The sequence below is a fragment of the uncultured Acinetobacter sp. genome, assembly GCF_947624825.1.
Taxonomy (GTDB): Bacteria; Pseudomonadota; Gammaproteobacteria; order Pseudomonadales; family Moraxellaceae; genus Acinetobacter.
Genome location: NZ_CANQLZ010000032.1, coordinates 20,963 through 34,258, shown reverse-complemented (window position 1 = coordinate 34,258; position 13,296 = coordinate 20,963). Strand labels below are relative to the sequence as shown.

At 42.1% G+C, this 13,296-nt stretch carries 11 protein-coding genes; 1 reads left to right on the top strand and 10 read right to left on the bottom strand.

Features of this window, described 5'->3' with window-relative positions; all coding sequences use genetic code 11:
• Nucleotides 1–215 precede the first annotated feature (215 nt).
• From rodA to Q0017_RS08795, 6 genes are all read right to left on the bottom strand, one after another.
• Nucleotides 216–1,349 carry a rod shape-determining protein RodA gene (gene rodA, locus Q0017_RS08820; protein ID WP_298145523.1) on the bottom strand — a complete coding sequence of 378 codons (1,134 nt, stop codon included), beginning with the start codon at nucleotides 1,347–1,349 and terminating at the stop codon, nucleotides 216–218.
• A gap of 107 nt (nucleotides 1,350–1,456) precedes the next feature.
• The gene (gene ispD, locus Q0017_RS08815) at nucleotides 1,457–2,182 is read right to left on the bottom strand and encodes a 2-C-methyl-D-erythritol 4-phosphate cytidylyltransferase (RefSeq protein ID WP_298145520.1); all 726 of its coding nucleotides are present in this window, start codon (nucleotides 2,180–2,182) and stop codon (nucleotides 1,457–1,459) included.
• Complete coding sequence (locus Q0017_RS08810; RefSeq protein WP_298145517.1) at nucleotides 2,139–2,543, bottom strand: septum formation initiator family protein; 405 nt, start codon at nucleotides 2,541–2,543, stop codon at nucleotides 2,139–2,141. The genes ispD and Q0017_RS08810 overlap by 44 nt, the downstream gene beginning before the upstream one ends.
• 7 nt (nucleotides 2,544–2,550) lie before the next feature.
• Nucleotides 2,551–3,840: a phosphopyruvate hydratase gene (gene eno, locus Q0017_RS08805; RefSeq protein ID WP_298145514.1), complete on the bottom strand. Its 1,290-nt coding sequence runs from the start codon at nucleotides 3,838–3,840 to the stop codon at nucleotides 2,551–2,553.
• 64 nt (nucleotides 3,841–3,904) lie between these two features.
• Nucleotides 3,905–4,762, bottom strand: coding sequence for a 3-deoxy-8-phosphooctulonate synthase (kdsA, locus tag Q0017_RS08800; RefSeq protein WP_298145511.1), 858 nt, complete (start codon nucleotides 4,760–4,762; stop codon nucleotides 3,905–3,907).
• A 28-nt stretch (nucleotides 4,763–4,790) separates the two neighbouring features.
• Nucleotides 4,791–6,431: a CTP synthase gene (locus tag Q0017_RS08795; protein WP_298145508.1), complete on the bottom strand. Its 1,641-nt coding sequence runs from the start codon at nucleotides 6,429–6,431 to the stop codon at nucleotides 4,791–4,793.
• A 226-nt stretch (nucleotides 6,432–6,657) separates the two neighbouring features.
• Between Q0017_RS08795 and Q0017_RS08790 the strand changes: the two genes are divergently transcribed.
• Complete coding sequence (locus tag Q0017_RS08790) at nucleotides 6,658–7,092, top strand: internalin (protein ID WP_298145505.1); 435 nt, start codon at nucleotides 6,658–6,660, stop codon at nucleotides 7,090–7,092.
• Here the strand turns inward: Q0017_RS08790 and Q0017_RS08785 are convergent.
• The 4 genes from Q0017_RS08785 to Q0017_RS08770 all read right to left on the bottom strand — a co-directional run bounded on the left by Q0017_RS08785 (nucleotide 7,089) and on the right by Q0017_RS08770 (nucleotide 13,293).
• Complete coding sequence (locus Q0017_RS08785) at nucleotides 7,089–8,228, bottom strand: alpha/beta fold hydrolase (RefSeq protein WP_298145502.1); 1,140 nt, start codon at nucleotides 8,226–8,228, stop codon at nucleotides 7,089–7,091. The two genes, Q0017_RS08790 and Q0017_RS08785, sit on opposite strands and share 4 nt — an antisense overlap.
• 130 nt (nucleotides 8,229–8,358) lie before the next feature.
• On the bottom strand, nucleotides 8,359–10,383 hold the full coding sequence (locus Q0017_RS08780) for an FAD-dependent oxidoreductase (protein ID WP_298145499.1): 2,025 nt from the start codon (nucleotides 10,381–10,383) through the stop codon (nucleotides 8,359–8,361).
• Nucleotides 10,384–10,625: 242 nt separating this feature from the next.
• A complete protein-coding gene (locus Q0017_RS08775; RefSeq protein WP_298145497.1) occupies nucleotides 10,626–11,873 on the bottom strand; it encodes a CaiB/BaiF CoA-transferase family protein in 1,248 nt (415 codons plus the stop codon).
• Between the two features lie 49 nt (nucleotides 11,874–11,922).
• Nucleotides 11,923–13,293, bottom strand: coding sequence for an MFS transporter (locus tag Q0017_RS08770; protein WP_298145494.1), 1,371 nt, complete (start codon nucleotides 13,291–13,293; stop codon nucleotides 11,923–11,925).
• Nucleotides 13,294–13,296: the final 3 nt, after the last annotated feature.

Here is a 13,296-nt window from a genome sequence, read left to right as displayed (position 1 = left end):
AATAAAAAGCGTGTACACAGTGCACTGGGTTATGTATCGCCTTTTGAGTTTGAAGCAATGTACTATGATAAGATTAACCCGTTAGGTCAGGTGGCCTAACTTAAATAAAAAAATCTCCGACAAACCCGGTACGGTTCATACTTAGGCTATTTAAAAAATCTAGGATGATTTATTAAATTCAGCCATAAAAAAAGCCTCAAATTGAGGCCTTTTGTTTAACGATGGGTATGTACCGACATTACAATGCCCATACTGGCCATTAAGGAAATTACGGCTGTTCCACCATAACTCATAAACGGCAATGGATCACCTGTCACAGGTAAAATCCCACTCACCATCCCTGAATTTAAAAACACAAAGAAGAAAATGGTTAAACCCACGGTACTTGCATATAACTTACCAAAGTTATGAAAGCTGTTTAAGCCAATCATCAAACAACGAAAAATAATGGCAGCATATAAACAAATTAAAGCAAACACCCCAATAAAGCCAAACTCTTCGGCAAAGGTCGACATAATAAAGTCAGTATGATGCTCAGGCAAATAACCCAAATGCGACTGCGTACCTTCTAAATAACCTTTGCCACTTAAACCACCCGAACCAATGGCAATCTTTGACTGGATAATGTTCCAACCTGCACCCAAAGCATCAGACTCTGGATCAAACAAAGTTAAAATACGTTTTTTTTGGTACTCTTGTAAAAAGAACATCCACAATGCCGGTGCAGCAACCAAAAATGCCCCAATAGCCGCACCAATATATTTCCACGACATACCGCTTAAAAATAAGACAAAAATACCAGGAATAATCAAACCAATATTTAAGTCCGGTTGCAGCACCACCAAAACAAAAGGCACCAACATGATGAACAATGCGATACAGATATGACGAAATTTAGGTGGAAATGGGCGCAGTGAGAAGTACCAAGCCATCATTAACGGCATGGCAAATTTCATAAATTCACTCGGTTGCATACTGCCAATACCGGGCAGACTAATCCAACGCTTTGCCCCTAAACGCCGCTCACCTACAAATAACACCAAAATTAACAAGATTAACGACAGTAAATAAAGATATGGACTGACGGCTTGATAAACCTTAGGCGGTACTTGTGCTAAAACAAACAGTAAAATAAAGCCTATGCCAAAACTAATGGCCTGACGCAATACCATTGCACTGTCTTGAGAAGCACTATAGACGACACATAAGCCTAGGGTTGCATTTAACAATAAAAAGCATAATAACCAAGGATCAATATGCAGTTTGGTCCAACGTGATGCGTCACGTTTCATGCTTAAACCGTCACGAACACCATGACGTAAAAAGCGATACTGCTGAGAAGGTATCATTGCAAAGGCATTAACGCAAAAAAAGACAAGGCGAAAATTATAAGAGCAAAGTGTTAAGGATTAAACAGTTTTACTCAGTTGTTTTAAGCTTTAACAACAATTGTTTGTTATTGTTGCGCATTTAAAATTAAACGTGCCAACTCTAAATCATCAGGATAAGTAATTTTTAGGTTATCAGCGCGACCTTGCACCACATCCACCTGATGTCCTGCATATTCTAAGGCACTGGCTTCATCGGTGATATTCACCCCTGCTGCCAAGGCTGACTCAATAGCAGCTTTTAGCATACCTAAAGGTGCCATTTGCGGAGTTTGGGCTTGCCATAACTCACGACGGTCAACCGTGTGTAAAATCTGTGGCGCTGTTGCTACCCGTTTTAAAGTATCACGTACCGGAATTGCCACAATACTGCTGTTTTGGCTGCTTAAAGCATGTTCAACCAAATCAAGTAAGGTTTCTTCACTTACGCAAGGACGCGCAGCATCATGTACCAAGACCCAATCATTGGGATTGGCAATCTCAGTTAGATAATTGAGTGCATTTAACACGGAATCCACCCGTTCATTGCCGCCTTGGCAAAAATGCAAACGCTGTGGATACACAAAATTTAAACTTTTTGCCACATTGTCATGTGGGCTAACGGCCAGCACATAGCCACTTAAAGGCAAGCTATTTAAACGTGCAACGGTATGTTCAAGTACTGTGCGTTCTTGAATCAGTTGATATTGTTTTAATTGGGTTTTAGAAAAGCGACTTCCCGAGCCTGCGGCAGGTAACACTAACCATAATTTATGGGGTAATGGGCTGTTCAGGGATCGGACTGTCTGCTTCATTGGTGCGAGGATCTACTTTAGCGTTAGGATCGATATAAATCGGCTTATATTGGGTACTAATGGTGCTCATTTGCACAAAAGTTTCATGGGGTTTAATTAAACCTAAGTCCAACCGTGCATGTTCTTCAATGGCTTCAATACCATTTTTTAAATCATATACTTCTGCTGCAAGGACACGATTACGTTCCTTGAGTTCTTCATTGTCTTCAATTTGTTGTTGAATTTTTTGCATCAGTTGCAGGTGTTCATGATGACCACCTTCACCAAGCCAATACTTATATTGAAACCCTGCGATCAAAACGATCGCAAGGCCCAACAGTACTTTACTCGATTTCGAGTCGAATACATTTAACATTGACATCTGTCGCTTAGTTTAAACCTTTAAACTCAGCTTTACCGCGGTAAGCCGCGTTTGTCAATTCTTCAATACGAAGTAATTGGTTGTATTTCGCTACGCGGTCAGAACGGCAAAGTGAACCAGTCTTGATTTGACCTGCACCTGTACCTACAGCGATATCAGCAATCGTTGAATCTTCTGTTTCACCTGAACGATGTGAAATAACAGTTGAGTAACCATTGGCTTTAGCAAGATAGATCGCATCTAAAGTTTCAGTCAACGTACCGATTTGGTTGTATTTAATTAAAATAGAGTTACCTACTTTTTCATTAATACCACGTTGAAGGATTTTAGGATTTGTAACAAATAAATCGTCGCCTACCAACTGAATCTTGTCGCCAAGAATTTCTGTTAAGTAAGACCAACCTTCCCAATCAGACTCATCTAAACCATCTTCAATTGAGATAATTGGATATTGGTTGACTAAACCTGCAAGGTAGTCAGAAAATTGGTTGCTTGTGAATGCTTTGTTGCCTTCACCTGCAAGAATGTACTGACCATTTTTGTAAAATTCTGAAGATGCACAGTCAAGCGCAAGCATAATGTCAGAACCTGCTTTGTAGCCAGTTTGACCAATCGCTTCTAAAATAACTGTGATTGCTTCTTCGTTAGAGCGTAAGTTTGGCGCAAAACCACCTTCATCACCCACTGCAGTGTTTAAACCTTTTTTGTTTAATACTGATTTTAGTGAGTGGAAAATTTCTGCACCCGCACGAAGCGCTTCAGAGAATGAAGTAAAGCCCACAGGCTCAATCATAAATTCTTGAATATCAACGTTGTTGTCTGCATGTGAACCACCATTGATGATGTTCATCATTGGTACAGGCATGGTTAAAATGCTGTTGTTACGAAGGTCTGCGACGTATTGGAAAAGTGGAGTTTTCTTTTCATCAGCAGCAGCACGTGCCGCAGCTAAAGACACCGCTAAAGTTGCGTTTGCGCCTAATTTTTCTTTGTTTTCAGTACCGTCAAGCGCGATCATCGTGTTGTCGATGTCTTTTTGCTCAAATACTGATTTACCCAATAAGGCATCACGAATTAATGTATTTACGTTATTGACCGCAGTCTTAACGCCTTTGCCTAAATAGCGTGCTTTATCGCCATCACGAAGTTCTAAAGCTTCACGAGAACCAGTTGAAGCACCAGATGGTGCACATGCACGGCCAACTACGCCAGAGGCTAAGATTACGTCTGCTTCGATGGTTGGGTTACCACGAGAGTCTAAAATTTCACGTGCACGAATGTCAACGATTTGGCTCATGAACAATTCCTCAGTTGATTAATAAAAATGATGCGTCAAAAAAGACGCATCAAGGTATATCGATTTAATGGGTATCTAATGCCTCAAAACCTTTGACCAAGGTATCGAGTTGCTTAAGCTGTGCTAAGAACGGCTCAAGTTGAGATAAACGTAGCGCACACGGACCATCGCACTTGGCTTGGTCTGGATTTGGATGAGCTTCTAAGAATAAACCGGCAAGACCTGTGGCCATACCTGCACGGGCAAGTGTGGTAATTTGCGCACGACGACCACCCGCGGAGTCACTCCGACCACCTGGGGTTTGCAAAGCATGCGTGACATCAAAAAATACTGGCACATTCATCTGCTTCATGCTATCAAAGCCTAGCATATCAACCACAAGGTTGTTATAGCCAAACGCCGACCCACGTTCACACAGAATCAGTTTATCATTGCCCGCTTCTAAACACTTATGCAAAATGTGGCGCATTTCGTGGGGTGCTAAGAATTGGGCTTTTTTGATGTTAATAATCGCATCAGTCTTTGCCATGGCTTCAACAAGATCGGTTTGACGGCTTAAAAATGCCGGCAATTGAATAATGTCTGCCACTTCAGCCACAGGTGCGGCTTGATACGGTTCATGTACATCGGTAATGATGGGCACATTGAAATGTTTTTTAATGTCAGCTAACCATTCCAAGCCTTTTTCAAGGCCCGGGCCACGATATGAGTTCAAGCTTGAACGGTTGGCTTTGTCAAAACTGGCTTTAAATACGTAAGGAATTCCCAAGCGTGTACAAATATCCACGTAGGTTTCCGCAATTTCAAAAGCCAAGTCTTTTGACTCAAGTACATTCATGCCGCCGAATAGTACAAATGGCAAATGATTGGCCATCTGTATATCGCCTAAACGTACAATCTCTTGTGGTGTTAATTGTGACATTTAAACATTCCTCGTGATTAAACAACCATTACTTGGTTTTTTGGTACTGCTGTTTTGCAGCATCGATGAAGCTGGCAAATAATGGATGACCATCGCGTGGTGAGCTGGTAAATTCTGGGTGGAATTGTACTGCAATGAACCAAGGATGCGCAGGAATTTCAACCGTTTCAACCAAATGCTGTACTGGTGAATAACCTGAAATTTTCATGCCTTTTTCTTCTAAAGCAGGAATAAAACGGTTGTTCATTTCATAGCGGTGACGGTGACGTTCAATGATTTCTTCTGAACCATATACTTGAGCCGTTTTGGTGCCTGCAACCAATTCTGATTTTTGTGCACCTAAACGCATTGTGCCACCAAGGTCAGAATCAGCTGAACGCTGCTGAACTTCACCACGTTCATCTAACCATTCGGTAATTAAGCCAATCAATGGTGATTTAGTTGAACGGTTAAATTCAGTTGAAGTTGCATCAGGAATACCTGCAACGTTACGTGCGTATTCAATCACAGCAAGTTGCATACCTAAGCAAATACCCAAGAACGGTACACCGTTTTCACGCGCGAATTGAATCGCTTGCATTTTACCTTCAGTGCCACGTTCACCAAAACCACCTGGCACTAAGATTGCATCTGCATCTTTAAGTACTTCTGCTGCATCTTGGCTTTCAAGTTCTTCAGCATTGACATAGTCAATTTGAACCTTAACGCGATTTTGAATACCGGCATGTAATAATGCTTCGTTCACTGATTTATAAGCATCAGGAAGTTCTACATATTTACCCACCATCGCAACACGCACAGTGTATTCAGGGTTCAATAAAGCTTCTACAACATTGTCCCAATCGGTTAAATCCGCTTCTGGTAGATCGTTGTAACCAAAACGTTCACAAATTAAATCATCAACATTTTGTTCATAGAAGGTACGTGGAATTTGGTAAATACTACGCGCATCTTTACATACCACCACCGCACGCGCTTCAACGTTGGTAAACAACGCAATTTTACGTGTAGTGTCGGCATCAACATCATATTCAGTACGGCAAATCAGAATGTCTGGCTGAATACCAATCGACAATAATTCTTTTACAGAGTGCTGCGTTGGTTTGGTTTTTAACTCAGCTGCTGACTTAATATATGGGAGTAAAGTTAAGTGCATCAGCATGGTACGTTTATGACCAAGCTCAACCATTAACTGACGTACAGATTCCATAAATGGAAGTGATTCGATATCACCGACTGTACCGCCAATTTCAACGATTGCCACGTCATAGCCTTCGCCTGCACGTAACATACGTTCTTTAATATTATCCGTAATATGTGGAATAACTTGTACTGTACCGCCTAAGTAATCACCACGACGTTCTTTATTTAAAACATCTTGGTAAACACGGCCTGATGTAAAGTTATTGAGTTTGGTCATTTTCGCACGACGTAAGAAACGTTCGTAATAACCCAAATCTAAGTCAGTTTCGGCACCATCCTCTGTGACGAAAACTTCACCATGCTGGAATGGGCTCATTGTCCCTGGATCGACATTAATGTATGGATCCATTTTGACCATGGTCACTTTTAAACCACGGGCTTCTAAAAGTGCAGCAACAGAAGCAGCTGAAATACCTTTACCTAGTGATGAAACTACACCACCAGTCACGAAAATAAAATGGGTCATTGGGTTTCTCGTACAATCGAGCCTAAATCGGCCTGCAATGTTGCGCAATTTTACTTTACTCTGCACCAATAAAGCAAAGTCATTGTGCATCAATTCATAGAACAATAAACAATTGGTTATTGTAACAGCAATTGATTAAAAAAATTAGGGGCTGTTTTGATGATTTTTCTATTGCATTTTATGGTTATAATATGTTTATCCATCTAATGCGTTATTTTGTGCAGTTATGAATAAGAAACTTTTAATCTGTGGTGCAATTGCAATCGGCCTTGTCTTAAGTGCGTGTGTAAAAAAAGAAACGCCTGCTGAAGAACAAAATACACCTGCTGAGACTCAAACCGCTCAACCTAGCCCTGAGCCAAAGTTTGAAGACTTAACACCGACCGAGCCTGCTTCAACAGCTGTGGCTGATACTGCAAATAAAAAAGTGGAAATTATCCGTGAAGACACGGAAAATACCACCACGGAAATTCGTCGTGAAATTCGTGCTGTTGAAGAGCCTGAACCAAAGCCTGAAGCACCAAAACCGACCCCGAAGCCTGAACCAAAGCCAGAAGCGCCAAAACCTGAACCCACACCAAGCCAAAATAATAACAGTACTTCATCACAAGATGATGCTGTTGCTGCTGCCATTGCCGCCGCAACGCCTGCGCTTGACTAAGCCATATAGGCACGCAAAAACCCAGCTTGGCTGGGTTTTTTTGCCTTTGCGCGCATTGCATAGAGCCTAAAATACTCAGCAATACACACACTTGCCCAAGATTGCGTTTTTAAAATACCTTGATAAAAAATACAATGACTGCCTTTAGTGGTGGTAATCACCAAAATATTCGGCATATTGGCAAGTTTTTGTTTATAAGGCATTAAATTATGAATATGACAAATTGGATCATCTTCGGCATTTAAGACCACCAATGGAATTTTAATCCGATCCATTACATAAATTGGATTCACGGCTTGGGCATAACTGCCATAGTCAAAAAATCCTGCCAGTTCAATATAGGCGTGCTCAAATTCTGCTAGGTTTTTTGCTTTAAGCAAATGCTCTAAATTATTCCACTGCCATGTTTTTTGATAAGGTTGGATAAAAGCCTTGAGCAATTTTTTGGTCATCCATTTACTATAAACAGGATGTACTTTGTAAAAACCCTGCTCACTGTCATAACCCGGACTTAACGCAAATGCAGCTTTAAACGGGGTCTTATCCCCCTCTTCACCTAAATAACGTACCAATAAACCCGTACCTGCGGATGAGCCGACTGCATATAAGTCTGAATCAGGATAGTTTTTTTGGATATAGGCAATCTGTTCACGCAGGTCATCGGTTGAACCCAATAGATTAATTTTAGGGACCGTTAAAGGCAAATTGGCATGCCCACGGCGCAAACACAATGCAATGCGCCAACCGGTGTAACGGTGTAAGTCCTGCACCAATTCGCGCATACTTTCAGGACCACCCGTTAAAGTATGCATCAACAAAATAGTGGGCGTGGTGGGGCTTAATTTTTGCCCATACCAAGCAATAGCCGTGATGCCGCCATCTTGCATGGTGAGCTGCTCAATGTGGTCATACTGCAAGCGAATACGATGTCTTTTAAATAAATCAAAATACAATACTTGTGCATGGGCATTGATCAGCCACGGCGTTGGGCGATATTTTTGTTGTAAATATTTGAGTTCTGGTACAAGTTGACGAAAAATCCCATGTGGGTGGTAATCTAGGCGTGGTGCTGCTGCCCCTAGCCACGTATCGAGATAACCATGTACCCATTGGCTCAGTTGTTGTAATTTTGGCATCGCATACTCCTTTTTACAATTTGTATTAGATGAAAGTTAAGTTGTTCTCCTCAAAAGGGATCTTAGATTTTTACTATACGCCCCGCTGAAATGGATACATGTCGCAATTTATGCCAATAAATGTAAAACTTTATAAACTTGCGGCTAAATATGCCCCATCTTTAATTGCGCGTTTGGCATCTAATTCACCTGCAAGTTTCGCGCCACCAATCACATGTACAGACTGTCCTGCTTGTTGTAAGGCATCATAAAACGGCACATAAGATTCTTGCCCCGCACAGATCACTATGTGATCGACATCAAGTAAGATATGTTGCTGATCGATTTGAATATGTAGGCCTTGATCATCAATTTTTTGATATTGCACTTGATTAAACATATGAATATTGCGCTGTTTTAAGCGACTACGATGAATCCAACCTGTGGTTTTACCTAAACCGTCCCCGACACGACTGGTTTTACGTTGTAATAAAAAGATTTCACGTGCCGCAACTTGTGGCTTGGGCTGCTTTAATCCACCTTCATATTGATATTTAGGGTCAATACCCCACTCATCATAAAAAGCTTGTGGATTTAAGCTGCTGCTTTCCCCGACATGGCTTAAAAATTCTGCGGTATCAAAGCCAATACCACCTGCACCAATAATCGCGACGCGTTGACCAACAGGTGCACCGGCTTTTAACACATCTAAATAACTCAGCACTTTGGTATGTTCTATGCCGGGAATATCTAATTGGCGCGGTTTGACCCCTGTTGCAAGTACAATCTCATCAAAATGATGGTCAATTAACTCTTGAACTTTGACCTGATAACCAAGCACCAATTTAATGTTGGGCTGTAATTCAAGTTGGCGTTTAAAATAACGAATCGTTTCATAAAACTCTTCTTTGCCCGGAATAGTTTTGGCAATATTAAACTGCCCGCCAATGTGTGGACTGGCTTCAAATAAGGTGACCACATGACCGCGTTCGGCGGCATGTAAAGCAAAGCTAAGCCCTGCAGGTCCTGCACCCAATACCGCAATACTTTTAGCGGTGTGTACAGGCGTCATGATGAGTTCAGTTTCATGACAAGCCCTTGGATTCACCAAACATGAGGTCAGTTTTCCATTAAAAACATGATCTAAGCACGCTTGGTTACAACCAATACAGGTGTTGATTTCATCACTGCGATTTTGTTCAGCTTTGAGCATAAATTGTGGGTCGGCTAAAAATGGACGTGCCATAGACACCATATCCGCATGCCCTTCAGCTAACACGCACTCTGCCATCGCAGGCGTATTAATACGGTTAGAGGTAATCAGTGGTATTTTAACTGCTGATTTTAAGCGCTGAGTGACCCAAGTAAACGCAGCTCGCGGTACTTGGGTGGCAATGGTGGGAATACGAGCTTCGTGCCAACCGATACCGGTACTGATTAAGGTTGCACCTGCTTTTTCTATCGCTTTGGCCAATTCAATCACTTCAGCCAAACTTGAGCCACCCTCAACCAAATCCAACATGGATAAACGATAGATAATCATAAAATTCTCGCCTACTGCTTGACGAGTACGGCGCACAATTTCTATGGCAAAACGCATACGGTTAGCATAACTACCACCCCAAGCATCATTGCGATGATTGGTACGTTTGGCAATAAACTGATTAATTAAATAGCCTTCTGACCCCATGATTTCAACGCCATCATAACCAGCAGATTGTGCTAATTGGGCACAGTTGACAAAATCAGCAATGGTTTGTTCAATCTCTGACGGTGTTAAGGCATGTGGTAATAGCGGATTAATCGGGGCGGCAAGTGCCGATGGCGCGACTGCATTTTTTTGATATGAATAGCGTCCGGTATGTAAAATTTGTAAGGCAATCTTGGCGCCGGCCTCATGTACCGCTTGAGTTATGATTTTATGTGGCTCAGCTTCGGCTTGTGTGGTGAGCTTAGTGGCACCTTTTCGGGTTAAGCCTGCGCGATTAGGTGCAATCCCGCCTGTGACAATCAGCGCAACACCTCCACGGGCACGTTCTGCATAAAAGGCGGCAAGGCGTGCATAACCATCGGGCACTTCTTCTAATCCTACATGCATTGAACCCATAATCACGCGGTTTTTTAAGCGAGTAAAACCTAAATCTAAAGGGGTGAATAAATGTGAATAAATAGACATCGCGCGCTCCTTGCTAAGCTATTTAAGTTATACGGCTGATTCAGCAAGGATGCAAGCTAGACCTTGATTGTAACGGTCCATAGTATATACATAAGGTCAAACAGCCAAAGCAGCGATAAAGTCATCAAGCGTCCTATGCGCTGTTTTAAGGGTGTGATATGCCATTTAAGCATTTAATTTTAATATAAAAAATAAAAAGCAGCGTTGCCACTTAAGGATACGCTGCTTGATCACAACAGATGTTAAGCCACTGTAGCCACATGGGTTTCTAAGCTTTCAATAATGCCTGCGTGTTGCAATTGTTGTAGTTGCTCAGGGCTATAAAACTCGCTTAATACTTGCTCGGTATGCTCGCCCAATTGTGGTGGTGCATGCCGATATTGCACTGGAGTATCTGAAAGCTTAATGGGTGAACCAATCACTTTAAAATCCGGATTTAAGCCATGTGGTACATTGACCACCAAACCACGATGTTGAATTTGTGGTTCAGCCAAGGCATCTTCAATAGAATTAATCACGCCAACGGGGACTTTCACCGCATGAATTTTACTCACCCAAGTTTCAGCAGTTTGGGTTTTAAAATACTCACTCAAGATAGCCACCAACTCTACCCGATGTTTGACACGATCTTGATTACGCTGAAACTTAGGATGATCTAATAAGTCACTTAAACCAATGGCAATGCATAAATCTTTAAATTGTTTGTCATTACCACAAGCAATAATAAATTCTTTGTCTTCGGCCATAAAAGTTTGATACGGCACAATATTAGGATGATGATTGCCCATACGCACAGGGGATTGACCACTGGTGAGATAATTCATGCCTTGATTGGCAAGACTTGCTACCTGCACATCCAACAAAGATAAATCAATATATTGACCACGTCCGGTATGCTGACGTGCCAACAAGGCTGCTTGAATGGCAATGGTGGCATATAAACCGGTTTGTAAATCTACCACCGCCACACCCACCTTTTGCGCACCGGCTCCAGCTAAACCATCTTTTTCACCGGTAATGCTCATTAGGCCTGACATACCTTGAATAATAAAGTCATAACCGGGTTCATCGGCACGTGGCCCATCTTGTCCAAAACCAGTAATTGAACAATAGACTAAATTTGGATTTAAAGCGCTTAAGCTTTGATAATCTAAACCATATTTTGCCAGTGAACCGGCTTTATAGTTTTCAATCACTACATCGGCAGTTTTGGCAATCTCACGAATAATCTCTTGACCTTGAGCTGAGGCGATATCCACTGCCACAGAGTATTTATTGCGATTGGCACATTGGTAATATCCCGATTCACGCGTGGCTTGCCCTTGTGCATTAGGCATCCAAGGTGGGCCCCACATTCGGGTATCATCACCGATCTGTGGACGTTCAATTTTGATCACTTCAGCGCCTAAATCTGCCAAGATCTGCCCACACCAAGGGCCTGCTAAAACACGGCTTAAATCTAAAACTCGAATTCCTTGTAACGCACCCATAAGGTTCTCCTGCAAGCTAAGCAGCTGCTTAGCTTGACTTGATCTGTGGTTATTTTAAGTTGGCGGGTGTAGCCGTCGCCGGAGGTGGCATTTCTACAGGCTCATCATCAGTTTTCACCAATTTTGATTGTTGTGGATCATATTGACGCTCACGAATCAACAGACCTGGAATCACCCCTGCAATAAAGTACGCTGCGCCCATCACAATAAAGGCCATGGTAAATGAGCTACCTGCGGCAATCATCCCAATGGTGGCCGGTGCAATCGCAGCACCTAAACGCCCCATGTTATAGGCGCCACCAATGGCTGTACCACGGACATCAGTTGAGAAGCTTTCAGCCATATAGGTGGCATTTACACCATATGGAATACCGTATAAGAAACCAAAAGTAATCAGTAAATAAGCAATATTGTCTGGTGTATTAAAGAAGATGATCACCGGTAAAAATGCGGCTGTGGTCACTGTACCAAACACAAAAGTCACACGGCGACCAAGCTTATCGGCTGCATAACCGGCAATAATTTTACCTAAGATCATTGCGGTATAGGCACCCACCATATACCCAGTCAGTGACTTAAAGTTCATATTCAATTCGGTTTCAAGATACATCGGCATCCAGTTATTGACGCCATAATAGCCAAATTGCAAGAACGCGGCTGTACCCATCCACAGTAAAAACATTTTACGATGCTGTTGATGACCAAAAATACGTTTGTAAATACTGTCAGAAGGTGCTTGTACCGCTTGGGCTTGTGGTACTTCAAGTTGCAACTGTTTACGTTTTAACTGCTCAATTTTAGCTTCTTGCCATGCTGCAGGTTCTGGCACCAAACGCATAAAGAACAATGCAAATGCCGCCGGAATAATCGTCACATAAAACAGCATACGCCAACCGTGATCAGGAATAATGGCGCCAGCCATTAAGGTTGCCACGATATAACCCACCGTTTGGCCCGTTTGCAGTGTGCCTAACACCGTGGTGCGGTATTTGGTTGGGACATATTCGGCCATTAAAGTATTACAAGCCATGTATAACGAACCTAAACCAAAAGCACCAATAAAACGCAAAATCATGAACTGTTCATAAGTTTGGGTAAAACCCAATACACAGGTCATGATCGAGAAAAAAACCACCGACCATGCAATGGTTTTGACTCGTCCAAATTTGTCACAGGCCCAACCACCAGTAATACCACCCAACGCCATGCCGGCTAAAGATGCACTACCTAGCATACCCGCTTCAAAGGTGGTTAAACCAAACTCCGCTTTTAAGCTACTTAAACTAAAGGACAACAGCATAATGTCCACGCCATCAATCACTAAAGACACGAAAGCGAAGATAAAAGCCAATTTCCAAGTATTTTTATTAATTTTATGTGCAGTACCGACGTTAGACGGTAACTTTATAGTCGAATCCATGAT

What these genes read in the sequence shown, in the direction of transcription:
- ispD (WP_298145520.1), bottom strand. Translation starts at nt 2,182, where the DNA reads ATGAAGCAGACAGTCCGATCCCTGAACAGCCCATTACCCCATAAATTA.
- Q0017_RS08810 (WP_298145517.1), bottom strand. Translation starts at nt 2,543, where the DNA reads ATGTCAATGTTAAATGTATTCGACTCGAAATCGAGTAAAGTACTGTTG.
- Q0017_RS08780 (WP_298145499.1), bottom strand. Translation starts at nt 10,383, where the DNA reads ATGTCTATTTATTCACATTTATTCACCCCTTTAGATTTAGGTTTTACT.
- kdsA (WP_298145511.1), bottom strand. Translation starts at nt 4,762, where the DNA reads ATGTCACAATTAACACCACAAGAGATTGTACGTTTAGGCGATATACAG.
- Q0017_RS08785 (WP_298145502.1), bottom strand. Translation starts at nt 8,228, where the DNA reads ATGCCAAAATTACAACAACTGAGCCAATGGGTACATGGTTATCTCGAT.
- Q0017_RS08795 (WP_298145508.1), bottom strand. Translation starts at nt 6,431, where the DNA reads ATGACCCATTTTATTTTCGTGACTGGTGGTGTAGTTTCATCACTAGGT.
- Q0017_RS08790 (WP_298145505.1), top strand. Translation starts at nt 6,658, where the DNA reads ATGAATAAGAAACTTTTAATCTGTGGTGCAATTGCAATCGGCCTTGTC.
- Q0017_RS08775 (WP_298145497.1), bottom strand. Translation starts at nt 11,873, where the DNA reads ATGGGTGCGTTACAAGGAATTCGAGTTTTAGATTTAAGCCGTGTTTTA.
- eno (WP_298145514.1), bottom strand. Translation starts at nt 3,840, where the DNA reads ATGAGCCAAATCGTTGACATTCGTGCACGTGAAATTTTAGACTCTCGT.
- rodA (WP_298145523.1), bottom strand. Translation starts at nt 1,349, where the DNA reads ATGATACCTTCTCAGCAGTATCGCTTTTTACGTCATGGTGTTCGTGAC.
- Q0017_RS08770 (WP_298145494.1), bottom strand. Translation starts at nt 13,293, where the DNA reads ATGGATTCGACTATAAAGTTACCGTCTAACGTCGGTACTGCACATAAA.